At 66.8% G+C, this 25436-nt stretch carries 23 protein-coding genes and 1 tRNA gene; 6 read left to right on the plus strand and 18 right to left on the minus strand.

The features are described 5' to 3' along the window. The 7 genes from ACOOF5_RS02785 to ychF form a co-directional block, all read right to left on the minus strand. Nucleotides 1–1500 (minus strand): class I tRNA ligase family protein, encoded by a 1500-nt coding sequence (locus ACOOF5_RS02785; RefSeq protein WP_420436403.1) that lies wholly within the window; start codon nucleotides 1498–1500, stop codon nucleotides 1–3. Between the two features lie 92 nt (nucleotides 1501–1592). Next, entirely contained in the window at nucleotides 1593–1889 is a 297-nt protein-coding gene (locus tag ACOOF5_RS02790) for a hypothetical protein (protein ID WP_420436405.1), read from the minus strand. A gap of 272 nt (nucleotides 1890–2161) precedes the next feature. Beyond that, entirely contained in the window at nucleotides 2162–2926 is a 765-nt protein-coding gene (locus ACOOF5_RS02795; protein ID WP_420436407.1) for a hypothetical protein, read from the minus strand. Nucleotides 2927–3069: 143 nt separating this feature from the next. After that, nucleotides 3070–3954 (minus strand): 16S rRNA (cytidine(1402)-2'-O)-methyltransferase, encoded by an 885-nt coding sequence (gene rsmI, locus ACOOF5_RS02800; RefSeq protein WP_420436409.1) that lies wholly within the window; start codon nucleotides 3952–3954, stop codon nucleotides 3070–3072. Nucleotides 3955–4081: 127 nt separating this feature from the next. Continuing rightward, nucleotides 4082–5509 (minus strand): hypothetical protein, encoded by a 1428-nt coding sequence (locus ACOOF5_RS02805; protein ID WP_420436411.1) that lies wholly within the window; start codon nucleotides 5507–5509, stop codon nucleotides 4082–4084. 185 nt (nucleotides 5510–5694) lie between these two features. Next, a complete protein-coding gene (locus ACOOF5_RS02810; protein ID WP_420436413.1) occupies nucleotides 5695–6030 on the minus strand; it encodes a DUF192 domain-containing protein in 336 nt (111 codons plus the stop codon). A 2-nt stretch (nucleotides 6031–6032) separates the two neighbouring features. Then, nucleotides 6033–7142, minus strand: coding sequence for a redox-regulated ATPase YchF (gene ychF / locus ACOOF5_RS02815; RefSeq protein WP_420436415.1), 1110 nt, complete (start codon nucleotides 7140–7142; stop codon nucleotides 6033–6035). 155 nt (nucleotides 7143–7297) lie between these two features. On the opposite strand from ychF, the gene ACOOF5_RS02820 reads away from it, so the two are divergent. The 3 genes from ACOOF5_RS02820 (at nucleotide 7298) to ACOOF5_RS02830 (ending at nucleotide 10426) form a co-directional block, all read left to right on the plus strand. Next, a complete protein-coding gene (locus ACOOF5_RS02820; protein WP_420436417.1) occupies nucleotides 7298–8437 on the plus strand; it encodes a CaiB/BaiF CoA transferase family protein in 1140 nt (379 codons plus the stop codon). Between the two features lie 83 nt (nucleotides 8438–8520). Beyond that, the gene (locus tag ACOOF5_RS02825; RefSeq protein WP_419554825.1) at nucleotides 8521–8607 is read left to right on the plus strand and encodes a 50S ribosomal protein bL37; all 87 of its coding nucleotides are present in this window, start codon (nucleotides 8521–8523) and stop codon (nucleotides 8605–8607) included. A gap of 85 nt (nucleotides 8608–8692) precedes the next feature. Next, a complete protein-coding gene (locus tag ACOOF5_RS02830; RefSeq protein WP_420436419.1) occupies nucleotides 8693–10426 on the plus strand; it encodes a polysaccharide deacetylase family protein in 1734 nt (577 codons plus the stop codon). A 15-nt stretch (nucleotides 10427–10441) separates the two neighbouring features. Here ACOOF5_RS02830 and ACOOF5_RS02835 read toward each other — a convergent pair whose 3' ends face one another. Genes ACOOF5_RS02835 through ACOOF5_RS02845 form a run of 3 tightly spaced genes read right to left on the minus strand, consistent with a single transcriptional unit; the run spans nucleotide 10442 to nucleotide 13800 of the window. Beyond that, on the minus strand, nucleotides 10442–11350 hold the full coding sequence (locus ACOOF5_RS02835) for a DUF459 domain-containing protein (protein WP_420436421.1): 909 nt from the start codon (nucleotides 11348–11350) through the stop codon (nucleotides 10442–10444). Between the two features lie 56 nt (nucleotides 11351–11406). Next, nucleotides 11407–12678 carry a DUF459 domain-containing protein gene (locus ACOOF5_RS02840; protein WP_420436423.1) on the minus strand — a complete coding sequence of 424 codons (1272 nt, stop codon included), beginning with the start codon at nucleotides 12676–12678 and terminating at the stop codon, nucleotides 11407–11409. Between the two features lie 3 nt (nucleotides 12679–12681). After that, a complete protein-coding gene (locus ACOOF5_RS02845) occupies nucleotides 12682–13800 on the minus strand; it encodes an MBOAT family O-acyltransferase (RefSeq protein ID WP_420436425.1) in 1119 nt (372 codons plus the stop codon). Nucleotides 13801–14392: 592 nt separating this feature from the next. Here ACOOF5_RS02845 and ACOOF5_RS02850 point away from each other — a divergent pair. Then, nucleotides 14393–16123 (plus strand): phospho-sugar mutase, encoded by a 1731-nt coding sequence (locus ACOOF5_RS02850; protein ID WP_420436427.1) that lies wholly within the window; start codon nucleotides 14393–14395, stop codon nucleotides 16121–16123. Between the two features lie 93 nt (nucleotides 16124–16216). On the opposite strand, the gene ACOOF5_RS02855 is transcribed toward ACOOF5_RS02850, so the two are convergent. Continuing rightward, nucleotides 16217–17272 carry an adenosine kinase gene (locus ACOOF5_RS02855; protein ID WP_420436429.1) on the minus strand — a complete coding sequence of 352 codons (1056 nt, stop codon included), beginning with the start codon at nucleotides 17270–17272 and terminating at the stop codon, nucleotides 16217–16219. 77 nt (nucleotides 17273–17349) lie between these two features. Here ACOOF5_RS02855 and ACOOF5_RS02860 point away from each other — a divergent pair, with 77 nt between their 5' ends. Together ACOOF5_RS02860 and ACOOF5_RS02865 are read left to right on the plus strand one after the other, a co-directional pair. After that, nucleotides 17350–19953, plus strand: coding sequence for a M1 family metallopeptidase (locus ACOOF5_RS02860; protein ID WP_420436431.1), 2604 nt, complete (start codon nucleotides 17350–17352; stop codon nucleotides 19951–19953). Nucleotides 19954–19981: 28 nt separating this feature from the next. Beyond that, nucleotides 19982–20110 (plus strand): hypothetical protein, encoded by a 129-nt coding sequence (locus ACOOF5_RS02865; protein ID WP_420436433.1) that lies wholly within the window; start codon nucleotides 19982–19984, stop codon nucleotides 20108–20110. On the opposite strand, the gene ACOOF5_RS02870 is transcribed toward ACOOF5_RS02865, so the two are convergent. From ACOOF5_RS02870 to glp, 7 genes are all read right to left on the minus strand, one after another. Then, complete coding sequence (locus ACOOF5_RS02870; RefSeq protein ID WP_420436435.1) at nucleotides 20097–20948, minus strand: cytochrome c oxidase assembly protein; 852 nt, start codon at nucleotides 20946–20948, stop codon at nucleotides 20097–20099. The genes ACOOF5_RS02865 and ACOOF5_RS02870 overlap by 14 nt on opposite strands. A gap of 2 nt (nucleotides 20949–20950) precedes the next feature. Then, complete coding sequence (locus tag ACOOF5_RS02875; protein WP_420436437.1) at nucleotides 20951–21697, minus strand: SCO family protein; 747 nt, start codon at nucleotides 21695–21697, stop codon at nucleotides 20951–20953. A 17-nt stretch (nucleotides 21698–21714) separates the two neighbouring features. Beyond that, nucleotides 21715–21787, minus strand: a tRNA-Ala gene (locus ACOOF5_RS02880). 38 nt (nucleotides 21788–21825) lie between these two features. After that, the gene (locus tag ACOOF5_RS02885; protein WP_420436439.1) at nucleotides 21826–22332 is read right to left on the minus strand and encodes a hypothetical protein; all 507 of its coding nucleotides are present in this window, start codon (nucleotides 22330–22332) and stop codon (nucleotides 21826–21828) included. A 166-nt stretch (nucleotides 22333–22498) separates the two neighbouring features. Further along, nucleotides 22499–22990, minus strand: coding sequence for a cyclic pyranopterin monophosphate synthase MoaC (gene moaC, locus ACOOF5_RS02890; protein WP_420436441.1), 492 nt, complete (start codon nucleotides 22988–22990; stop codon nucleotides 22499–22501). A gap of 36 nt (nucleotides 22991–23026) precedes the next feature. Next, entirely contained in the window at nucleotides 23027–24055 is a 1029-nt protein-coding gene (gene moaA, locus ACOOF5_RS02895; protein ID WP_420436443.1) for a GTP 3',8-cyclase MoaA, read from the minus strand. Nucleotides 24056–24107: 52 nt separating this feature from the next. After that, a complete protein-coding gene (gene glp / locus ACOOF5_RS02900; protein ID WP_420436445.1) occupies nucleotides 24108–25337 on the minus strand; it encodes a gephyrin-like molybdotransferase Glp in 1230 nt (409 codons plus the stop codon). Between the last annotated feature and the right edge of the window lie 99 nt (nucleotides 25338–25436).

Genomic DNA, 25436 nt, shown 5'->3' on the forward strand with positions numbered 1-25436 from the left:
TCACTTCAAGCGCGGGTACAGCGGATTGCCGGTCGACACAGCGAGGCCGCCGGGATAGCCCCCCCACGTAGCGGCCTCGGGCAGGCGCTGATCGGCCAACGAGCCCTCCATGCCGATGCGCCGCCACACTTCCTCGCAACCCCGCGGTGTCGCCACCGATGCGAGCACCGCCACGATGCGCAGCGCCTCGAGCGCATCGCCGAGCACGGCATCTACCTCGGGTCCGGGATCTTGCTTCCACGGCTCAGCCCCTTCGAGCATGGCGTTGGTCTCGCGGATGATGCGCCAGGTGGCGACGAGAGCTTCTGAAGGCGCCAGCCGCTCCCAAGCCTCCGCTGTGTCGGCAAAGCACTCGGCCACCGCGGCGGCCAGCGGGCTGTCGGGGCGGGGCGTCGGACCGATGCCGTCGCACTTTCGAGCGACCACGGTGGCGACTCGGCTCATGAGGTTGCCCAGATTGTTGGCCAGGTCCGCGTTGTAGCGGGCGACCATCCCCTCATAGGAGAAGTCGCCGTCAGGGCCGAAGGGCTGATCGTGCAAGAAGTGGTGACGCACGCCGTCGCTGCCGAAGTCGTTCACCAAGTCGCCCGGGGCGATCTGGTTGAGCGCTGATTTCGCCATCTTCTCGCCGCCGACCAGCAGGAAGCCATGCACGTGGACTCGGCTGGGCGGCAGCACTCCGGCACTCATCAGCATCGCCGGCCAGTACACACAGTGGAAGCGCAGGATGTCTTTGCCGATCAGATGCACGCCCGGCCAGCGATGCGCGAACTGAGCGTCGTCGCTGGCGTATCCCGCCGCGGTGATGTAGTTGGTCAGCGCGTCGAACCAGACGTAGGTGACATGCTCTCGATCCCAAGGAATGGGGATGCCCCAGTCCAGCGATGTGCGGCTGATCGAGAAATCCTGCAAGCCGCCGCGGATGAATCCCAGCGCTTCGTTGCGCTTGGTCACCGGCACGACGAAGTCGGGATGAGCTTCGTACCAGTCCAGCAGGGGTTTCTCATAGCGGCTGAGCGCGAAGAAGTAGTTCTCCTCGGTGACATGCTCGGCGGGCCGGCGGTGGATGCGGCAGTTGCCGTCGTCGAGATCGTCGTCGGTGTAATAGGCCTCGCAGCTCACGCAGTACAGGCCCTCATAGGTCTGCAGGGTGATGTCGCCGTTGTCGTAACAAGCCTGCAAGAGCTGCTGGACCGCGTGGTGATGTCGGGGCTCGCTGGTGCGGATGAAGTCGTCGTTGGAGATGTCGAGCTGCCGCCAAGCCTCCTGGAAACGCACCACGGTGCGGTCGGCCCACTCGATGGGCGTGCAGTCGTTTTCCTGTGCCGCCCGCTGCACCTTGAGACCGTGCTCGTCGGTGCCGGTCAAGAACATCACGTCGTTGCCGCGCAGACGATTCCAGCGGGCGATCGCGTCCGCGGTGATCGTCGTGTACGCGTGCCCGATGTGTGGGGCGTCGTTCACGTAGTAGATCGGCGTCGTGACGTAGTAGGAAGCCACGCCTGCAGGGTAGTGAGGGGCAGCAATGCTCCTCGTGGAGTTGACGCAGCAGATCGGGCACAGTCAGGCCCCAGATGCCGCGGCAGCGCCGTTCAGATTGCGCCAGGCCGCACTTCAGGTCGGATGCGCAACGGGCCGGCGAGAGTGACCGCGTCCTTGGCGATAAGCGCCTCCATCGAGCACGGCACGCCGGTAGTGCGCGTCGCCCACTCGGGGGCGTCAGTCACCATCACATCGACCGCATGGCCTGACACCGCCTGCGCTCGCTGCTGCAGCTCCGCCCGTCGGCCGTAATCGCCCAAGCCGTCGTCGATCGCGATCAGATCGATGTCGCCGGGAGTGGCCGTGTCGCCTCTGGCGAGCGACCCAAACAGGAGCACGGTGCCCACACCGGCGCTGACCAGCCCGTCCGCAGCGCGGCGAGCAGCTGCGAGATACGGACCAGCCGTCGGTCCACGATACCGAAGCTGTCGGCGTCGCCCGATGGGAGCACAAGTGCAGCGAAGTGCCGCGCAAGTCGAACGGGCTGCCCACGGGAATCCGGTTCTTTCGTCCTACGCGCACACGCGCAGCAACGAAAAGCACTGAAATTCAGTTTGATGCGTCGGCTCGGGCATCTACGGTCAACAGCGCCACCCCTTCGACGAAGGAGCCCGCAGTGTCAGAGAACGACCGCTCTCGCCTCTACGCTTGGCTGTGTGAGCACGCCGACGAGCAGGTCGCGGAGTACATGATGTCGTGCCTGCCGGCCGCACCGGTGACAGACCTGGTCACCAAGCTGCACCTCGAAGCAGTGCTGTCGGCCGAGTTCTCGAAGTTCGCGCTGACGATCGCCGCACAGCGAGAGGCAGACCGGGCCGAACAGGCCGCACAGCGAGAAGCCGACCGAGCCGAACACGCCGCACAGCGAGAAGCCGACCGAGCCGAAATTGCCGCACAGCGCGAGGCCGACCGGGCCGAAATTGCCGCACAGTTCGAAGACGACCGGACCGCACAGTTCGAAGACGACCGGCGCATTAGCCGCGCTGGCCGCCGCGCGCACAGCGCGACCGACCGGGCCGAAATTGCCGCGCAGCGCGAGGCCGACCGGGCCGAAATTGCCGCACAGCGCGAGGCCGACCGGGCCGAAATTGCCGCACAGCGCAAAGCCGACCAGGCCGAACAGGCCGCGCAGCGCGAAGACGACCGGACCGCACTGGCAGCACTGACCACCGAGCACGCCGCTCAGCGCAAAGCCGACCGGGCCGAGTCCGCGCGTCAGTTCCGCTGGCTGATCGGCACCTTCATCGCGCTGACAGGCGTAATCGTGGGCGCCATGTACGGCGTGGTCGCCATCGCCTGAGATCTCCGGCTCGGCGAAGAGCCACGAGAGATCTACCGCACACTCCGAGCCGACCTCGCCACCCTCAAAACACGCACTTGACATCTATAGGAACGTCCCAGTGCGCATCAGAGCTTGACGAGGTCGATGTTGCGGGCGGCGGCATCTGTTGTCAGCAGCTCCCGATGCGGGCGTTCCAGCGTGACATGTCATCGCGGTTGCTCGTCAGGACAAAGGTACCCAGGCCCTCAACTCCGCCGCCGCGGACCGCCGGTCGTGCGGGCAAGCTCCACTGCCAGCGGGTAGGTGCGGTTGCGGCTGACGCCGAGCCGCTGCGCTGCCGCGGCGGCCGCATCGCGTGTGGTAGCGCCTTGGGCCAGCTCGTGCTCCAGCTCGGCGCTGATCTCAGCGTCATTGGGGGCGGTGGGCATCGCTGGGCCGACCACCACGACGATCTCGCCTTTGGGCGGCTCGGCGAACCTAGCGGCGAGCCCGCCGAGCGTGCCGCGCACCACCTCCTCGTGCAACTTGGTGAGCTCGCGCGCCACTGCCGCGGGCCGCTCTGCGCCGCAGGCTTCGACCAGGTCGGCAAGTGTTGCGCCCAGGCGTTTCGGCGATTCGAACAGCACAACCGTGCGCGGTGAATCAGCGATCTCGGCCAGTCGCATCGAGCGGGCGTTCCCGCCGCGGGGCAGGAAGCCCTCCATGGCCCAGCGCTGCGTCGGTAGGCCCGAAACAGCGAGCGCGGCCACCGGTGCGGAAGGCCCGGGCACCACGCTGACAGTGAGACCTGCAGCCGCGACCGCCGCTACCAGGCGCTGCCCCGGATCGGAAATCGTCGGCATGCCTGCGTCGGTGATGTAGGCAGCGGTCTCTCCCGCCGCCAGGCGCTCCACGATCTGTGAGGCAACGGCGGCTTCGTTGTGCTCGTGCATCGCCACCAGCGGCCGCCCGCCGACACCCAGCCGCCCCAGCAGCAACCCGGTGCGTCGGGTGTCCTCACATGCCACGAACGACACCGCCGTCAGCACTTCGACCGCCCGAGGGGCGATGTCCGCGAGATTGCCGATGGGCGTGGCCACCAGCCACAACCGAGCTTGCACCGCAGCGGCCTCGCCCACACGATCGGTCATGCACCTAGCCAAGCACGCTGAACCAGCACGCGCCCTTTCACCCGTCGTGGCAGACCGGTAGCGCGTAGGGGCAGGCCGCCGTGTGTGCGGCGGCCTGCCCCGAACCCGTGTGCGGCAGCGACCGGAGCTACGACGCCTCTGCCTCCAGGCACTGCAACGCGGCCGTCACCGGCACCCAGCGACTGCCCCAGCTGCGATCAGCGTAAGTCTGCGCCTCGCTGGCAGTCATCGGATTGGCGCTGTAGCTGTTGGCCTGCCCGAACGCTGCAAGCACCCGTGACCAGCGCGGCACATGATCTGCGGACTTACGCCAAGTCTCCGCGGCGTAGCCCTCCACATCAGCCAACAACGCATCCGACACACAAACCGGCCCTGGCTCAGGGTCCACCACAGGCTCCTCTTGCGCCGGCTGGCTGTCCTGCTGGGCCGGCTGGCCCTCATCCTGGGCGGGCTGGCTATCACCCTCCTCAACAGCGGGCTGACCGCCTTGGCCTTGACCGACGATCGTCACCGTCGTCCAACAGCGGTGCGCCTGATTGACCGTCTTCGCCGGATACACCAACGTGTCGCTTGCTTCTTCGGGCGAGCCCGGGTAAGCGCCGCCGGCCCTGTAAAGTTCGCCCTTGGCCCGTGTCTGCGGAGACGTGCGGGCGCTGCTAGCCCTGTAATAGGCGTTACGCCTGTAGGTGCGGTCCTTGCAGTTTGCGGCGTCGTGAGCAAACGAATCAGACTCGGCAATGCCGTTGCGGGGAACCAGGTCCCATTTCAGCCCGAACGTTTTGCCCTCAGAACCCGGGCACAACGTCACCGGCACGTTCGCCACCTCACCAGACCGCTTTGCGATCGTCGGGCCGCCAATCGACCTCGTGCCGATATTGCTGTTGGACCAAACTTCGTTGAACCCGCCGATTCCCGGACCGCCCTTGTTCGGATCCCAAACCTTCTTTATGGCACGGAACGTGTAATGCTCAGAAGTAATAATGTCGGCGCCGGTATTGCAACTCGCTCCGCCGCTCGCCGTGGCAGTCGCGCCAGGCGGCGCGAAGGTCTTGAGGTCATCCCGTATCAAAGTCGCGGGAGCGAAACGGACGGAACGCACACCCTCCAACCCCTCAGGGAACCTCACCATGATCACGCTGTTCGCTCCCTCGTTGGCCACCACTGCGGTCAACGCCGGCTGCCTATGCCCCGCCGGCTCCGCGACACCTACCGTGACCGTCGGAGATGCCGACTCAAGGCAATTCAACGCGGTGTAAATCGGATTCCAACCGGCCCAGGTGTCGTTACGGCCGCTGGTAAAGGCACGTAGCTGAGCCTCAGTGATCGGCGTTGTCGGCGCGGCACCCGAAATCTGGCTGCCCGTCCACGCCGGAAGGGTGGCGCCCAACGCGATCAGCACCCGGTAGGCCGCTGTGGCAGTCTCCGCGTTCCCCATGTCGTTGCTGCGGTGAAAGTGGTAGGCGTCTGTCGCCTGCGTTGTGGCGTCCGAGACGTTGCAGCTCGTCTGCGCCCCCACCGCGGCAGAACCCGACACCGCCGCCAGGACCGAACCCAACAACACCACCGCCGCGACAGCCCGCCAAAACGGGACCGATCGCCGCCGGGGAACAGCACCGCCGCCGCGGCTCAGACCAACCGCATCAACGGGGGGGGGGGGACAAATTCGACATCGCACTCCTCCTCAGAGCAAACAGCGCAGCAACCTACACACCCCGCACAACCAGATGCAAGCACCTCCGCTCACGCGTCGAGCCGGACTTCGAGGGCGTCCCCTACCGCTAGGCCCCAGCGCTCGCACGCGCCCGCCCGGGCCTCGACGACCGATCGTGCACGGAGCCTCGGCCGACCGATGCGGCCCGACGGCATCGTCACCATGTCCACCACCCGCCGCCGCGCGTCCAGGAACATCACGTCGATGTCGAAGCTCATCCCGATCGTGTGCACGCAGCGACACCGCTCGATCAGCAGCGCCCCGGTCAGGTCGTCGCGCCCGAGCAGGCCACGGCGACGCTCAGCGCGGGTGCGAGCGACTTCGAGGCTTGCCACCACTCGGTCCCCGCACGCCAGCCACGGCATGGTCAGACGTTGAAACGGAACTCCACGACGTCGCCGTCGCGCATCGGATAGTCCTTGCCTTCGACGCGCAGGCGGCCGGCGTCACGCGCCGCAGACCACGAGCCCAAGTCCAGCAGTTCGGCCCAGTCGATCACTTCGGCCCGAATGAAGCCGCGTTCGAAGTCGGTGTGGATCCGCCCGGCGCACTGAGGTGCCCGCCACCCGGCTCGGAACGTCCACGCCCGCGATTCCTTTTCACCCGTGGTCAGGAAAGTCCGCAAGCCCAGCAGTCCATGGGCAGCCGCCACAAATCGCTCCAGCGCGCCTTCCCCCAGGCCGAGCCCTTCGAGCAGCTCGGTTCGTTCTTCGCCGGCGAGCTGCGCGGCCTCCGCCTCGAGCTGCACGCTCAGCGGCAGCACGGTGGCGCCCGGCAGCTCAGCCTCGATGGGCGCAGCCAGCCCGGGGGCCTCGTCGAGCTGATCTTCTCCGATATTGAGCACCGCCATGACCGGTTTGTCGGTCAGCAGGAAATGGCTCCGCAGGGCGACGCGATGGGGATGTTCGTCGGCGCCGTCGCACGACCCCGAGAGCGGCCATGCCCGGTACAGCGGTGTGCCGGATTCCAAGTGCTCGAGCGCAGCCTCGAGTGCCGTTGCCTCATCGGCGAGCGCGGTATCGGAAGGTTGGCTGCGTGCCGCTTTGCGCCGACGGTCGATCCGTGACTCGACCGACTCCAAATCTGCGAGCGTCAGCTCGGTCTCGACGATGCGCAGGTGTTCCAGCGGATCCGCAGGGCCGGGCACGTCGGCATCAGTGAAGGCCCGCAGGACAAAGACAATTGCATCGACCTCGCGGATCCCGGCGAGGAATCGATTGCCGAGTCCCTCGCCCTTGCTGGCGCCTTCCACCAGCCCGCCGATGTCGATGAACTCGGTGGTCGAGGGCACCACCTTGCGGCTGGCGCTCATGGCGGCCAGAGCATCAAGCCGAGTGTCGGGCACGCGAGCCACGCCGACATTCGGATCGGTGGTGGCAAATGCGTACGGAGCAGCCAAGGCGCCGCCGCCAGCGAGGGAATTGAACAGCGACGACTTCCCCGCGTTGGGCAGACCCACGAACCCAAAGCGTTCCATCGCCGGGCGAGGCTAGTGAGTGCACCGACTCCCTCGGACCGACGCGGCATCGACGGTTGGCCCGTGCCCGTTCACTCGGGCGTTGAGGTGCGCTGCGTGCAAGACTTCGCCAGCACGGGCGTGCGGCCGCGACGCCCGCTGACCGGGAGGAACCCATGGGACCGCTGCAGGGACTGAAGGTGATCGAACTGGCGGGCATCGGCCCCGGGCCGTTCTGCGCAATGCTGCTCGCCGACCTGGGCGCGGACGTCATCCGCGTCGATCGCATGACGCCCGAAGACCTGGGCATCGACCGTGGACGCAAGTTCAACGTGCTCAACCGCGGCCGTCGCTCGGTGGCGGTCGATCTCAAGTCACCTGACGGCGTCGAGACGGTGCTGAAGCTGGTGGAAAAGGCCGATGCGCTGATCGAGGGATTCCGCCCAGGTGTGACCGAACGACTCGGCCTCGGCCCCGACGAGTGCATGGCTCGCAACCCGAAACTGGTGTACGGGCGCATGACCGGCTGGGGTCAGGAAGGCCCCATGGCACATGCCGCCGGCCACGACATCAACTACATCGCCCTCACGGGCGCTCTGCACGCCATCGGACCGGCCGAGGCGCCGAGCCCGCCGCTCAACCTGGTGGGCGACTTCGGCGGCGGCGGCATGTACTTGGCATTCGGCGTGTGCGCAGCGCTGCTCGAGTCGCGCGACTCCGGGCAGGGCCAGGTCGTGGACGCCGCCATGACCGAGGGCGCGGCGTCGCTGATGGCGGCCATCTACGGCATCTACGGCTCGGGCGGCTGGGCCGACGAGCGGGAGTCCAACTTCCTCGACGGCGGCGCCTACTACTACGGCGTGTATGAGACCTCCGACGGAAAGTTCGTTTCAGTCGGGTCGATCGAGGGCAAGTTCCACGATGAGCTGCTCGAGAAGACCGGCCTGGCCGACGCTCCCACTGTGGACCGCAACGACCGCGATGCGTGGGCAGACAAACGGGCGCGTCTCGCGGAGGTCATCAAGACCAAGACCCGCGACGAGTGGGACGACATCATGGCCGGCTCAGATGTCTGCTATGCGCCAGTGCTCGACCTCTCCGAGGCGCCCCACCACCCGCACAACGTGGCCCGCGGCAGTTTCGTGGAGGTGGAGGGTGTGATGCAGCCAGCGCCTGCACCCCGCTTCAGTCGCACCCCAGGCGAGGTCGCCCGACCGCCGGCGTCACCGGGCGAGAACACCGACGAGGTGCTGGCCGACTGGGGCTTCGACGCTGACGACATCGAAAAGCTCCACGAGGTCGGTGCAGTCGGCTGAGCCGATCTTCCCCCGCTCGCCCACCAGCCCGAACCAGCGCCGCCGGACTGATTCAGGGGCGGCCTCGGTAGCCTGCAACGTCTATGTCGAAGCGCACCAAGAAGCGGAAGCTCCGGGCGCGCCGCAGCAAGGCCAACCACGGCAAGCGCCCTAACTGCGGTCGCGGCTAGCCCGTTGGCGTCGCCCGCGGCAGCGGCCATCGTGAGCGGGCTCAGCTGCCGCTGCATACGCCGGTAGACCGGCGATTATCGAGGAGTGCGCAAGCTCTGCACCTCGGCATCGGTGAGTGCGCTGATCGTTACGGCGTTGGTCGTCAACGCGTGCCACATCGGACAAGGCCGGGACGCGGCGCCAGCAGGTGCCGACATCGGCGAATCAGCGCAGGCTGAGCACACCGGTGACGCTGACGACACGTCAACAACAACGACGCTGCCCTCGCCGGCCCTGATACCAACCGCGACACAGTCCGCTGCTACACCGCCGCCAAACCAGCCGTCTGACGATGACGGTCCCGCGCAGTCGGCCGCGGTGGCCCCATTGGACGAGCCCAAGCAGGAGAGCGATCCGAACCCGGTGATCGCGGAAGGAGCCGATCGGAGCTGGCTGCCGGCAGCTCTGGAGTCCGCTTTCCGCGCACGGTACCCGGATCGCATGTTCGTCCTGCACCCCGAGGGGGCCCGAGGCGACCTCGACGGCGACGGCGACAATGACGCCGCTCTTCATGTCGAGGCACGGTCCGCCGATTCGCCCCAGGCGCAACTGCTCGTGCCCGTCATCAACACCGGCGAGGCATTCGATATGCGGCCGCCAGTCAACCTCGGGCGTCGCATCATCATCGACTCGATCGACATCCGTGACGGCACCATCGAGGTGTCCCTCTTCGACCGCTCACCTGGCGAGCCGCTGACGGTGATCACACGGCGTACGACGCTGTCCGTCGCTGTCGGCAGCCCGGACACAGCAGACCCCGAACCAGGCCCCGCGGTCGTGACCCCCACCAGCGTCGAACCCATCAACTACACGCCGACGCTGCACATCAGCCGTCCCGCGACCCCAGTGGCGTTGGCGCTCGATGGCGTGGGCACGGCCATGTCGGACCGCATCGAGCTGCGCGAGCGGCATGGGTATGCCGGGCATGTCGCGGAGAACGAAGTGGTAGTGGCGACGCTCGATGCGCCGGCGGGCGTCTGGCTGGAATTCCGTCTCGGCGACGGAACGTTGCTGGTGCCCATCAGCGAGCGAACCCAGAGATTCGCGATCCGGGCACCATCGGACGGCGAGTGGACGGTCACTGTCGCGTCGTCGCTGCTGGAGCCGGCGGACTACCGGCTCGCGGTGGAGGTGTTCGGGGCCTCGCGCAGCGGCGCCATCGCAACTCGTGACCTCACCGGCTTCTGGTCCAGCACACGCACATCCCCGCCGGTTCTGCCCGACGATGGCTCGGTGGCGTACCTGACCTTCGACGACGGGCCCCATCCCGCCTATACCTCGCAGGTGCTCGACGTGCTGGCGCGCCATGGCGCCAAGGCGACGTTCTTCGTCGTGGGCTCGCTCGCAGAGCGCTACCCGCTGCTCGTGCAACGGATCGCCTATGAGGGCCACACGCTCGCCAACCACTCATGGGATCACGCATCTCTTGCACGCCTCTCGCGGGCGGCGTTCGAGCAATCGGTCGGGCGTACCCAGGAGCTCCTGGGGCCCCTCGCCACTTCGTGTCTCAGGCCGCCGTACTGGGATCTGGGCGACTCCACCCGGGAATGGTCTGCCGACCTCGGCCTGAGGCTGGCGTCTTGGACGTACAGCCCGCAGGACTGGCTGCAGCCCACCGCGCAGGAGGTTGCCGATGGCATCGTGGCGCGAACCGCACCCGGCGCAGTGATCCTGCTGCACGATGGCGGCGGCGCTCGCAGGGCGACGGTACGCGGGCTCGACATGGCGCTCGAGCGGCTCAGCGGCAGCGGACTGGAATTCAAGCCGCTGTGCCGGTGACGTGCCCCGCGGGTCTCAGCCGCTGCGTCGGTGAATCTCGGCCAGGATGGGCTCGGTCAGCACCAGGCCGCCATACAGCGTGTAATGGACACCGTCCTGCGTGCGGATGCGGCGGCGCCCTTGATCGGCGTCGAGCCACGCCGTATAGCCCCCATCTATGGCCAACGTCTCGTACGCGTCCACGAATATGGCTCCGTCGATCTCGCTCACCGCAGCCTCGGACAAGGGGTTGACAATGCCGGGCAAGTCAGACAGGAATCTCGTTCCCAAGGGAGGAAGCCCCACCCAGATCACGAGGCGCCCCGGTCTCACCGCTGCGGAGACGAGTTTGGCCACCCTGGCTTGGTAGCGCTGGACCCAGGCCGGTTCGCCGGGTCGCTCGGGGTGGTCGCGGAAACGTTGCTTGTCATTGGCACCCATCGCCAGCACGATCACGTCGTATGGGCCTTCGGTGATCTCATCGGTCACGTAGGCGATCCAGTCGAAATACCAGTCGGTCACCACGCCGGTCGAGGTGATGATGTCCTCGGTAAAGCGGAATCGCTCATCGTCGCCGATCAGCTGCCGGAAGCCATAGACAGGACCGCCCGAGATCGAATCGCCCCCCGACCACACCCGCAGCGGCCGATCGGGCGTTGCCGCCGCCAGGAGCGACCGCCGGTCTTCGCGGGCAAACCAGTAGTAGGTGGGCTCGGTGCCCAGCCCGGACTCGGCGAGCGGGTCGGGCCACCGCAACACGGGATCCGCCCACGGGTCGTCGGTATGCCTCGGCGGCGGCACGGGGACCTGCGCCGACGACCCACCGGTGGCGAGGTCATCGGAGGTGCCGTCATCGGCGGCGTCTTCAACAGCGTCCTCAACGGCATCGTCGTTGGACTGCGCGCCCACCGGACCCGACGGCAGTCCCGATGCCAGTAGGCACACGACAATTGCGGCGGCAGCCCCCGGCGTTCGCCGAGGGCGGGATGCAACCCGCAGGTTCACGAAGTTGCGCCCGACGTCAGATCGACCAAGCCGCCGAGTTCATCCAGCAACACCTGTGACAGCCAGCGCCCCCCGACGGTGCTGAGGTGCACGCCATCGGAGAGACGCACATCGGCGAGCTGCCCGTCTGCGTCAGCGACGTAGCGACTGAATCCGCCGTTCGGTCCCCGGAACAGGTCGCGGATGTCCACATAGATCACCCGATCCCGCTTGGCGGCCTCGGCGGCGAACACCTTGTTGACCTGCTGCATGCGCTCGTCGTAGTCGGGGCTCTCCATGATCGGCTGGCCCACCCAGATCAACACCCGGTCGGGGTCGGTCGTCACCAGGTCCATGACGTGGGCGACCCGCGCCGAGTACTCCTGCACCCAAGCCTCCGAGAAGGGGCGGGCGATCTGACCGTCCACCACGAGCGCCTGTGCGTCGTTGCCGCCGTACATCATCACCACCGCGTCGGGATCGGTGGCAGGAATCACCTCGACGATTCGAGCGGGCCAGTCGTAGAAGTCGGGACGGCTCAGGCCGCTCGAGAGCTGATGCTCAGAGGAAGCCTCGATGACGCCGGTGTCATTGGCCAGCCCAACCATGACGTGGCCGAAGAACTGCACCATCGAATCGCCCATGATGTGCAAGCGCAGCGGATCGTCCGGTGTGGGAAACCACGCCACGGTCGTGGGCGGTGCGCTGATGGGGGTCTCCCCGGTGTTGTCTGCGCCGTCGCTGGCCCCAGTGACGGGCTGCTCGTCGCCCGTGGCAGTTCCGGCCTCCGACGACGCGCCGTCGGCCGGCGCCGGCCGGGGCCCCGGGGCCACCAGCGGCGCTGTGCCCCCGGGCTGCGTGTCGGCCTCGATGCCAGGGGTCGCTACGACCTGTTCGGATGAGGTCTGCTCCGTCGGCGTCGCCGTTGCGGTCGAATCGGGCTCGGCCGCAACGGCGAACTCATCGGATGTTGCCCCGGGATCGACCACCGATCGACCGAAGGCCTCGTCAACCCACAAGCGCGGCAGGTGCAGCCCGACCGCGCTGGAGGCGCCCTCGATCGGTTCCCAAACCGCTACCGAAGCGTCGCGCTCCCAGCCGAACGGCTTCTGCTGCGCCTCACGCAGCAGCTGCTGGGAGTTGCCCACGATCGCCAGCACGAGCCCGAGCGCGCCAGCCAGCAAGACTCTGCCGGCCGCCACGCCGTTATGGCGGTCTGTCGCGTCGAGGCGCGGCCCCGATGCCGCTGGAGCGGTCGAGGGATCAGGCGGAACGTGCGAGGCCGGCATTGCTCAGAACTGGAAGTAGATGAACGGGGCGACGCCCGTGGGGCCGAGTACGTCAATTGCCACCAATGAGATGCCCACCACAGCGCCTTGGGCCACCCAGCCGAGGCTGGCGAAGCCGTCGCGCAGCTGGTCGAACCAGTCCGTGGGCATGAACTGGAATGCCAGCGCGCCGAAGGTCACGGCAATCACCAGCGGTGTCGCAGTGCCGGCGTAGTTGTCGAAGCTGGCAACAGCGCCGAGCATCTCCACAGCAGCGGACAGCGATTCGGACCGGAAGAACACCCACGCCAGGCACACCACGTGGAAGGTGACGAGCCAGCGCACGACCTCGCCGATTGCCGGAGAGAGCACGGGACCGGCCCCGCTGCGCTCTCGCTGCTCAAGCACGAGCCGCTCCGCTGCCAGAACGACACCATGGATGCCGCCCCAGATGACAAAATTCCAGGTGCTGCCGTGCCACAGGCCGCCGAGCAACATGACGACCATGAGATTGCGATAAGTGGTGGCGCGGCCTTTCCTGTTGCCGCCCAGCGGCACATAGAGGTAGTCGCGCAGCCAGCGGGACAGGGTCATGTGCCAGCGCCGCCAGAAATCCTGCAGGGTGAGCGCCCGGTAGGGATTGTTGAAGTTCTGCGGGAACCGGAAGCCCAGCAGCAGCGCCACGCCAATGGCGATGTCGGTGTAGCCGGAGAAGTCCGCGTAGATCTGGACTGCGTAGGCGTAGACCCCGAGCACGACTTCGGGGCCGCTGTGCGCGCCTGGATCGGCGAAGACGCCGTCCACGATCTCACTCGCCAGGAAGCTGGAGATCACGACCTTCTTGAACAGCCCGTTCAGGATCAGCCCGAAGGCCTCGGCGGCAGGCACGTAGCGGGGGTCGGGCCGGGCAGCGAGCTGCGGCGCCATCTCCGACGCCCGCACGATCGGGCCAGCCACAAGCTGGGGGAAGAACGACAGGTACACCGCGAAGTCCAGCGGCGTCATCTCGCGGATGTTCCCCCGACCGATATCGATGATGTAGCTCATCGCCTGGAACGTGTAGAAGGAGATGCCGACCGGCAGCGTGTACTCCAGCACTGGCAGCGCGCCCGTGATGCCGAATCGCTCGAGCAGGTTGGACATCTCGACAGCGAAGAAGTCCCAGTACTTGAAGACGCCGAGAATGACGAGGTTGGCGGTGACGCCGAGTCCGACCCACCAGCGTTTCCCGTCCGCAGTGCTGTTGACCGCGAAGTGCCCCGCGACCCAGTTGATAACGATGGTCGTGAGCAGCAGGAAGACGAAGCGCCAGCTCCACCAGCCATAGAAGACGATGCTGGCAGCGAGCATCAGCGGCTTCCACAGCGCCGGGTGGGGCCGGGTCAGCCAGTTGACGACGAAGACGACAAAGAAGAATGCGCCGAAGACGAACGTCGGGAACAACATGACAAGCCGAACATACTTGCGCCCTCGCTCCAAGCACGGACACGCAGGTGAACCTTCCAGTTGTCGCACCAATTGCTTCCCGCTCCTGTTCGCTGCGCTCACGGGCCGCGCGGGCCACGGCTTCGCCTGCCGGCTCAGCCTCCAAGCACGGACACGCAGGTGAACCTTCCAGTTGTCGCACCAATTGCTTCCCGCTCTTGTTCGCTGCGCTCACGGGCCGCGCGGGCCACGGCTTCGCCTGCCGGCTCAGCCTCCGAGCACGGACAGCGGTAGGCGGAGGCGTTGCCCTATGACCACCCCCGAAGCACTCGCAGACTCCTGGCTGGCGGTCGAACCCGACGAAGCGATGCGTCGCGACATCGAGGCCAATCGTTCGAACGTCGAATGGGTGGAGGCACACTTCGGCAGCCGGCTGCGGTTCGGCACGGCCGGAATGAGGGCGTCGTGGGGTCCGGGGCCGGCCTGCATGAACCGCGTCATGGCCCGTGTCGCCGCCCGAGCCATCGGCAACGAACTGATCGGGTGCGACTTGGGCCGGCGAGGCGCCGTCGTCGGCTTCGATGCCCGGCAGGGCTCCGCGGACATGGCCTTCGACGCGGCGCGCCTACTCGCCGCCATGGGCATCCCGACGGCAATCATCGACGCACCGGCCCCGACGCCGCTGCTCGCGCGGCAGCTGCTCGCCCGATCCGCAGGTGCGGGACTGATGATCACTGCGAGCCACAACCCCCGTCCCGACAACGGCCTGAAGGTGTACTGGTCCGACGGCACCCAGATCCGGCCTCCGATCGACCGCCGCATCGAAGCTCGCATGGACCTGTCGTTGCTTCCCGTCGACGGCGATCTGGCTGCCCGGCACGCGGTGAAGAGCCTCGAGGTGCGCTCGGTAATCGCCGAATACGTCGGTGCTGCGGTCCGCCGCCCCGTCCTCGATTCAGACAGCCGACCAGTCGATCCGGCTGATGTGACGCCGATCGTCTACACGGCATTGTGCGGCGTCGGCTCGCAGACCCTGGGTCATGCGTTCGCCACCGCGGGGCTGCCGCCGCCGATCTATGTCGAACACCAGCGACATCCCGACGGCTCATTTCCCGGATTGCCGTTCCCCAATCCCGAGGAGCCCGGCACGCTCGATGATGCGACGGCACTGGCGTCTGAGGTCGGCGTCGACGTGGTCCTCGCCAACGACCCAGACGCAGACCGCCTGGCGGTGGCCGTCCGCGAACAGGACGGTGCGTGGCGCCGGCTCAGCGGCGACGAACTCGGCCTGCTGCTGTGCGATTGGCTGATCGGCCTGGCGGGCGACGGCGAGGACGTCGAGGCCAATGTGCGGCCGTTGATCTCGGCGTCGTCAGTGGTGTCAGGTCGGATGGTTGAAGCCCTGTGCAGCGCCCGGGGCGTCACTCACCACCGCACTCTCACCGGCTTCAAGTGGATCATGGAGCCGCGGCTGGCGCATCGCGAAGCCCGTTGGGTGTTCGGCTACGAGGAAGCGCTCGGCTATTCGGTCACCGACGCCGTGCTGGACAAGGACGGCGTCTCAGCCGCCGTCGAATTCGCACGGTTGGCTGGGGCGCTGGCTGCCCGCGGCATCGGGCCACTGGAGCGCCTCGACGAGTTGGCTGCCGAAATCGGCCTCCATGTCACGACCGCGGCGTCGGTGCGCGCCGCCACCGAAGCGATTGCTGCGGCCATAGCGCGGTTGCGGGCCGATCCGCCCGACATGATCGCTAACCGCCCCATCACAAAGATCACCGACTGGCTCGACTCGAGTGCGCCGCACCGAGCTGACCTACTGGAATTGGAGCTGACTCCCGCCACGACGGACGGCCCGCACCACGACCCCACGACGCAGGTACGCATCTGCATCCGGCCGAGCGGCACCGAACCCAAGGCCAAGATCTATCTCGAGGCGGTGACGCCGAACCCCAGCAACGTCAGCACCGAACGCCGCCGCCTGCAGGCTCTGCTTGACGCCATCGCCGACGAGACCTTGGCGTCACTGTTCACGGCCGAGTGAGCAGGGACCAGCGATGCCCTCCCACGCTGCACGGGACATTCGGGCCATCGATGGAATTCAGGCACGGCCCGGCAGCAGCAACGACGACGGGCTCTAGATCAAGTCGGCGGCCAGCTCGTCGAGCGGCACCAGCGGCCGGGTGCCCACGTGGGAGATGACCTCGGCGGCTGCCACCGAGCCCAGTCGGCCGCATAGCTCCAGGTCATAACCGTTCGCGAGGCCGTACAGCACACCGGCCGCATACAGATCGCCCGCACCGGTGCGGTCGATCACCTCGTCGACCGGCTCGACCGGCACGTTCACGATCTCGTCGGGAGTGACGAGCACTGCGCCTGCAGCCGAGAGCGTGACAGATGCGATGTCCACACGGCCTTGCACCTCGCCGAGCGCTTCGTCGAGATCATCGGTGTCGTACAGCGCCTTGAGCTCAGCCGCGTTCGCGAACAGGACGTTGGTGCAACGGTCGACCATGTCGATGAACTCGCGCCGGTGGCGCTCGACGCAGAACGAATCCGACAAGCTGAGCGCGACCTGGCAGTCGTTGCCAGGTGCAGCGCAGTGCTCTGCCACCTCGCGCAGTGCCGCTCGGGCGGCCGTCGGATCCCAGAGATAGCCCTCCAGCAACACGGTGCGGGCACGGCCCACCATGTCCCAGTCCACATCGGCTGGAGCAAACCCGGCCGAAGCACCCAGGTACGTGTTCATCGTTCGCTCGCTGTCGGGTGTGATGACCACCGTGCAGCGCCCGGTCGGGTCATCACGCGGCGCTCTCGCGGTGGACTGAAAAACGCCGTGAGCAGCCATGTCGGCGACGAACAGATCGCCAAGCCCGTCCTCGCAGACTCGGCCCATGTATCCGGCGCGCCCGCCGAGCGCGGCGATGCCGAGCATGGTGTTGGCCACCGAGCCGCCAGGAGTCATCTCGTCGGCGCCGCCGAGCAATTCCACCATCGCGGCAAGCTCGGTCGCTCGCTCGGTGTCCACGAGCGTCATGGCCCCCTTGACAATGCCCAGGCCATCGACGACGGCGTCATCGGCGCGCAGCAGCACATCCACCATGGCATTGCCGATGCCGACCACATCCAGCGCCGCCTCATCGACAGCGGCATCGGGTGCATTGCCAACATCCAGAACATCCCCAGGCTCCACGCCCGTGGGCTTAGCACCTCGACTGAACCGTTCGCACGATCTGTGTGGGATCGGAAGGCCTCGGTAGTGTGCGCGCCGTGACGTTTCTGACTGATGGCTCGCCCGATGCCAACCCGTACCGGCTGCCACGAGATGTACTGCCGAGTCGCTACGACATTCTCATGGAGCCCGACATCGCCGAGGCCCGCTTTGTCGGGGAGGTTGTGATCGCGGCAACGGTGCAGGCGCCCGTCGACAGCATCATGCTCAATGCCGCCGATCTGGACTGCGGCGAAGCGACGCTGCAACAGAACGGGTCCGCGATTGCCGCAGAAGTGACGTTCGACGCCGAAACGGAGCGGATGGCGCTGCGTCCCGTCGACGGCCGCCGGCTCGAACCCGGCGATCTCCGGATCAGCTGCACGTTTGCCGGCGAGCTGAACGATCAGCTCCGCGGCTTCTACCGGTCCACCTTCGTCGACGAGGACGGCGAGCTGCGCACCATCGCCACGACACAATTCGAGTCCACCAACGCCCGGCGAGCGTTTCCGTGCTTCGACGAGCCCGACTTCAAGGCCGTCTTCGGCGTCACGATGATCGTGCCGGCCGATCTCATGGCGGTCAGCTGCTCCGAGGTGGTGTCGTCGGAAATCTTGGCCGACGGCCGGCGCCGCGACGACTTCGCCGACACCATGGAGATGTCGACCTACCTCATGGCGTTCATCGTCGGCGACGTCGAAGCCACCGAGCCGGTCGATGTCGGCGGCGTGCCGCTGCGCATCGTTCACGTGCGCGGCAAGTCCGCGCTGACCGGGTTCGGTTTGGAAGCCGGGGCGTTCGCGCTCGCGTGGCTGGTCGACTACTACGGCATTCCCTACCCAGGCACCAAGGTGGACCTCATCGCCGTGCCGGACTTTGCATTCGGTGCCATGGAGAACATGGGCGCCATCACCTTCCGCGAGACGCTGCTGCTGGCCGACCCCGACAAGGCCACCACCGCTGAGCTGCTGCGCATCGTCGATGTCGTGGCACACGAACTTGCGCACATGTGGTTCGGCAATCTCGTGACGATGGACTGGTGGAACGGCATCTGGCTGAAGGAGGCCTTCGCCACCTTCATGCAGGTGGCCACCACCGATGCCTTCCGGCCGGAATGGAAGCGCTGGGACGAGTTCTCGATCGAGCGGGGGGCGGCGTTCGACGTAGACGCGCTGAGCACCACCCGTCCCGTCGAGTACGAGGTGATCTCCCCGGCCGATGCCGAGGGCATGTACGACGTGCTGACTTACGAGAAGGGCGCGGCGGTCGTGCGGATGCTCGAGCAGTACCTCGGCCCCGACCGTTTCGCGGCGGGCGTGCAGCACTACTTGGAGCGTCACAGCTACGCCAACACCACCACGACCGATCTGTGGGATGCCCTCGAGACCTCCAGCGGCGAGCCGGTGCGGTCGGTCATGGACGGCTGGATTTTCACGCGCGGCTACCCGATCGTGTCGGTCGAACCGCATCACGACGGCCTGAGGATTGCCCAGCATCGCTTCGTGTACGGATCCGGAGATTCCGCTGGCGCTGAGGCACCCGATGCTGCGATCTGGAGCGTGCCGGTCATGGTGCGGGCCCGGCTGGTCGATGGCAGCACCGTCGAGCGGCAACTTCTGCTCACCGATGCCTCGGCAACGCTGGACCTGGGCGCGTCTGTGGAATGGGTCATCGTCAACTCGGGCGGGCACGGCTACTACCGGGTGCGCTACAGCGCAGAGCTGCTCGCCGCCGTGGCACGGCAGGCGTTGGAGGTGCTCGAACCCATCGAGCGATACGGGCTCGTCGACGACACCTACGCGGCCGTCGTGGCCGGTGATGCCAGCGCCGCCGAATTCATCGGGCTGGTGACCGACCTGGGCTCCGAGACCGACCTGCACGTGTGGCAGCGGATGATCTGGGGGCTCAAGGGACTGCACGCGATCGCCGAACCGGCCGGGCGCGAGGCACTGGCTGTGCTCATCCGTGACCTGGCGACGACCGCACTGGGCGTGCTGGGCTTCGAGCCCCAGCCCGGTGAGCCCGATCTCGACCGCGAGCTGCGCGGTGTGCTCTTCGAGGCGGCCGGGGGCCGTGGACGTGACGAGCTGGTCCGGGCCCGCGCGCGGGAGCTCTTCGAGGAGGCCGTTGGCAACAGCGCCTCTGTCGAGCCGAACCTGGCCGCCGCGATCGTGCAGGTCACCGCAGCGGCCGGCGACGAGACCGACTACGAACAGATGCTGGAGCTGTACCGGTCGGCTGAAACTCCGCAAAGCGAGCTGCGATACCTGCAATCGCTGCTGCTGTTCGACGACCGCGGGCTGTTCGAGCGGACGCTCGAATTGTTTGCAGCCGAAGTCCGCACCCAGAATGCCCCGTACCTGCTCGGCGCCGCCATGACCCACCTCGACTGGGGCCCGCTGGCGTGGGCCTTCATCCGGGATCGATGGGACGAACTGACCGATCGTTTCCCCCAGAATTCCATTTCGCGCATGGTCGGCGGTATCCGAGGGATGCACACCCATGAGCTGGCCACCGAGGTCGAGACGTTCCTCTCGGAGCACGAAGTGCCGCAGGGGGCGCTGACGGTGGCCCAGCACGTCGAGAAGATGTGGGTCAACGTGCGGCTGCGCGAGCGTGAGGGCGCACGCATCGGCCAAGCGGACGCGGCACCGACGTCATGAGCCCCGCCGCACCGCCGGGCTGGGGCTGATGTTCGGCCGCCCGCCCCGGCGACCGATGCGGCCCGGAGATGAGCTGTGGCTGTCGTTGCGCGCGCTTGCGGCCGCTGGAGCGCTGATTGCCGTGGTGATCTACTGGGCGCTGATCATCGTGGACTAGGCGGCTGAACCGGGCTCAGGTTCTTCGACTCGTCGGCCCACCGCATCATCATGGCGACGATGGTTCCCCACACGATCGGTATGCCGCCCAGCTTCATGATGAGCCCGGCCGTCTGCTGGTCTGTGGCCGCATCCAGACCGTAGAACCGGGGTGCCAGCTCATAGGTGGCGTAGAGCGGGAAGCTGGCAAAGGTCAAGAACCCTGCCGGCACCGCCGGCACGACCCCGAGCGCCAGGAACAGGTACACCATCTTGCCGGGGTAGGCGCGCAGCCGGTGCTCGGTGAGCGGTGAGCAGATCGGCAGCCACACGAGCACACCGGAGACAAGCCACACGGCGTCCATCACGAAGGACCCGAACTGGTTTGCCCGCAGCGTGTCCACCGCCCACGGCGAATGCGTCGCCACCAGGCAGCCGTTGAACACCAGCCCAGCGCACACCGGCTGTGTGAGGCGGGTCATGAAGCGGTACAGACGCAGCTTCGCCAAGATCCTGCGCGCCATCGGTTCGGGCGTGCCGAGAACCAGCAACGGCGCGGCCACCAGCGTGTAGAGCATGAACTGCGCCATGTGGGCCGACGCGAGGTATCCGGCGCCGAGGACGCCAAGCGGCCAATCCGATGCCACCCAGAACGCCAACACTCCTGAGAGGAACAGCCACGTCTGCCGTCGTTCGGCGGCGGCATCGGACGGCGCGAGCGGCCCCGGGCGCATGTCGCGTGCGCGGCGACGGGCCACCAGATACGGGACGGCGATCGCGAGTGATGCTGCCCAGACGCCTGGGTAAGCCCGCCACGACCAACTCCACGGCACTTCGAGAGCCGAGCACCAAAAGCGCATCGCTACAAGCCTGCGGGGGCTGGGGCGTCCGGCTGGATGCCCGCGAGAATCGGCAGGTCGTGGTCGAACTGCGTCTGGCGCGTGGGGTGCGGGTACTGCGCATAGCCGTATCCGTTCGGCGCATAGGCGAACACCCGGGCATCGTGGGCGATGTCGTAGTCGACATCGCCGTGATCCATGTCGCCCATGTCTGTGTCGCCCATGTCGCCGCCATCTGATGCCATCTGATGCGTCTCGGTCGTGGTGGTCTCGAAGATCTTGATCGAGGCCAGTGCTCCGAGCGCGTTCTGCAGATCGGTCAACTGCTGTTCGCTGCCGGGAATAAGCCCGACAAAGTCGTCGCTGAACTGATCGAGGTAGGCGCGCAGCACCTCAGGCGTGTCGCGGTCTGGGTCGACCGTCACCGCCAGCACCGCCACATTCGCCGGCGCACCTGGGCGGTTGAGCACGCTCGCGAGCTGAGCGAGTTGCACGCCGCAGATGTCGGGGCAGTTGGTGAACATCTGGTAGACGAGGCGGACCTGCCCCTGTGTGTCGGCTGCCAAGTGGAAGTCGTTGCCGTCGGTGTCGCTGAACACCATGTCGGGCACCTGTTTCAACTGCGATTCGGGAACTGCCAATCCGTCATATCGAGACTCGGCCTCGCCGTTGCTGTCGCACGCAGCTACCACAAGCATGGCAGCCACGCCAAGAGCGGCAACCCGACGAAAGAAGGGAGAGCACGCCGTCAAGATCCGGGCAACGGCCACACACAGCCTCCTCAGCGTGGAGGTGAGGGGAATCGAACCCCTGGCCTCTTCGATGCGACCGAAGCGCTCTACCAACTGAGCTACACCCCCGAATCGGGCGGCCGTCGAATATACCTCCGGCGTTGTTCCTATTGGTTTGCCGTACGGCGAATCATCTTCACTGTCGAGGCATTGTCGGGATCCCGCAGCGGCAGATAGTGCACCTCAGCGGTGGGCGCTACACGGCGTCGGTGAACCACGAGGGCCACGAACGCCGTGGTAGCAGCGAGCATCAGGGCAAACGCTGCCGCTGCCCACACCGAGCCCGTGGCGAGTGTGCCAGCGAGCGTCACCAAGGTGCACAGCCCCAACAGTGTGCCGATATCGCGTCGTCGGATCGCCGCCTGCTTGGGCGTGGCAGGCATCGACGTGGTCGGGCTCGTCCATCGCCGCTGCGGCGCGCCGAACTGCCTGCGCGCGCGCGCTTGGGAAATCTGCGCCGCGGCCGGAGCGGATCGGCCGAGCGAGTCGAGTTGCTGACGGAACTGGTCGACTGATGATGTGGCCGCGCGACGAGGTCGAACGAGGCGCGCAACATCGGGGGCCAAGACCACAATCCAAGCGATGGCCAACAACACCAAGACCAGTTGTGTCATGCATCACCTGCCTCGCTAGCGGGCCTGCCCACACAGGGTGCCACTTCATCCCGCACGAACCCCGCATATCCCTTGCGTGTGCGTCGCCGAAGATTAATCTTCCCGAACCGACCGAGCCATCGCGCGTCTGTTCAGAGCTTCCTGTCGTTCCCGCGAGAGAACGCGATCAATCTTGGCCAGCGTCTGTCCGACGGTACGTGCCCGACTTACCGCCCGTCTTCTCCCACAGGGTCAGGTCGCCGATGACCATGGAACGGTCGGCTGACTTGCACATGTCGTAAATGGTGAGCGCGGCGACCGAACACGCCGTCATCGCTTCCATCTCGACGCCGGTGCGATCCACCGTCTCCACTTGGGCCTCGATCTCGATCCAGGTATCGGCGATCTCGAAGTTCACGTAGACAGCGCCGACCAGCAAAGGGTGGCAGAGCGGGATGAGATCGGGGGTGCGCTTGGCAGCCTGGATGCCCGCCACGCGGGCGACCGCGATGACGTCCCCCTTGGCGATCGCACCGCGAGCAACCAGCGACGCCGTCTCGTTCGCCATGTGCACTCGGCAGCGAGCGATCGCCCGCCGGTGGGACGCCTCCTTCGGAGTGACGTCGACCATGCGCGCCCGGCCGAGCGGATCCAAGTGGGTGAACGGTGACTCGGTCATGCTTCAGCCACCTCTGTGTCTGATGGATCGGCGGCCTCAGCCACCGATCTGACTCATTGTCCGTTTGGGCTTAATGAAGTTGACTTGGCCGATCGAGTGGCCGGCCCACTTGGTGCCCACTGCATCGCGGACGGCGGTTGCCAGCCGATCATCGAGTTCGGCACCCGTCGCACCGCTACGCAGGATCGATCGCATGTCGAACTCGTCGAGCGCGAACAGACACGTGCGGAACTGGCCTTCGGCGGTGAGCCGCACCCGGTCGCAATTGCCGCAGAACGGCTTGGTGACACTGGCGATGACGCCAACGTGACCGCCCCCGTCCAGGTATCGGTAGCGCTCGGCAGGTTCGTTGGCACGTACGACGGCCTCCGTCGGATACTCAGCAGAGATGGCCGCCAGGATCTCGTCGGCCGGCACAACCACGTCTGCGTTCCACACGTCGCCTGCTTCGAGCGGCATGAACTCGATGAAGCGGACCTCGACGCCTCGCTCACGGCCGTAGCGCGCGAAGTCCACCACTTCGTCGTCGTTGATCCCGCGCATCATGACCGTGTTGATCTTGACCGGGGCAAGCCCGGCGTCGATGGCTGCGTCGATGCCGTCGAGAACCCGGTCGAGCTCGTCGCGGCGGGTCAGCTCCAAGAATCTGTCGCGCTGTAGCGAATCGAGGCTGATGTTGATGCGCGACAGCCCGGCCGAGGCCAGCGGCTTGGCGTGCAAGCGCAGCGTGGCGCCGTTGGTGGTCAGCGCAACATCGACGCCAAGACCCGCCAGTCGTTCCACGAGGCGCGGCAGGTGCGCTCGCACCAGGGGTTCGCCGCCTGTCAGCCGAATGCTCTCGAAGCCGAAGCGTTCCACGCACACCTCGGCGAAGCGTTCGATCTCCTCAAAGCTCAGAATCTCTGAACGCGGCAGCCACGTCATGCCCTCGGCCGGCATGCAGTACTGGCAGCGGAAGTTGCAGCGATCGGTGACCGAGATGCGCAAGTCGCCGACATGTCGGCCGAATGGATCGACGAGGTCTTCCGCCCGGGCCGGGGCAACGACACCTGCTGCACCATTCATTGGCCAGAGCGTACCGACCACTGATCGATCTCTCCGAAGCGGCGAACGATGTTCAGTCCAGCAAGAGCACGTCGACCGATTCGCCGGCACGCACACCGTCGCTGTCGGGCACGACCGCCAGCGCGTTGGCGTTCGCCATGGCCCACAGCATGTGCGAGCCCTGCCCCCCGGCGGAGCGAACCTCGATGCCACCGTTCTTGGGTGTCGCAAGCACCCGCATGAAGTGCGTCTTGCCGTCGACGCGTCGCGGAAGATCTTCCGCGGCGGTGGCCCCGACCGTCGCTCGGATCGGATCCGGATGGCCCATCATCGAGCGCAGACCCGGCCGCGCGAAAAGCTCGAAGGACACCATCGACGAGACCGGATTGCCCGGCAGGCCGAACACCGGCACATCGCCCACGGTGCCGAACGCCAGCGGCTTGGCAGGCTTGATCGCCACTTGCATCCAGCGCATATCGCCGATGCGGTTGAGCACGGCCTTCACGTAATCGAAGTCGCCCATGCTGACGCCGCCGGAGGTGACGATGGCATCGCACGTGTCGACGCCGGTGAGGATGGCGGCCTCTATTGCATCGGGATCGTCTCGGACGAGTCCCAAATCGACGCAGTCCACATCGGCCCGATGTGCCAACGCCAGCAGCGTTCGGCGGTTCGAATCCCGGATCTGACCAGGCTGCAACGGGCTGCCGTCGTCAACGAGCTCGTCGCCCGTGGACAACACGCCGACCCGCGGCCGCCCGAACACTTCCACCTCGGTCATCCCGAGGCTGCACAGCACCCCGAGATGTCCAGCGGTGAGCTCGGTGCCGACGCCGAAGACGTGGGCACCGGCTTGCAGGTCGTCGCCCGCATGCCTCACGTGATTGCCCGGCGGGACGCCCACCTCCACGCGCACCGTCTCGGGGTTGTCGGCCCCGCCCGCCGCGGTGCCAGCCGGCTTCGCCATGCTGGTCCGCTCCACCATCACCACTGCATCAGCGCCCGGGGGAATGGTCGCGCCCGTCATGATGCGGCTGGCCTCCCCCGGTCCGACCGTCACCTGCGGTGCATGCCCCGCCGCAATCGTTTCGACGACCCGCAATTCGCATGGGGCGTCGGCCACATCGGCAGATCGAACAGCGAATCCGTCCATGGCCGTGTTCGCAAACTGCGGGATGTCTTCAGAGCAGACGATTTCGCTGGCAGTCACCAAGCCCAATGCATCGGCGACTGCGACACGCTCGAGCTTGCGCGCTGCACATCGGTCCAAGACGAACTCACGCGCAGTCTCCAGCGGCAACACCGGGAGCAATGTAGCGGCGACGGTTGAGGACCTGCACCAGCAGACACAGATGCCGCAGCGGCGGAGACGGCAGGAGACTCTGCGACGTTGCGACCAGCT

This window comes from Candidatus Poriferisodalis sp. (assembly GCF_965214215.1).
Classification (GTDB): domain Bacteria; phylum Actinomycetota; class Acidimicrobiia; order Acidimicrobiales; family Poriferisodalaceae; genus Poriferisodalis.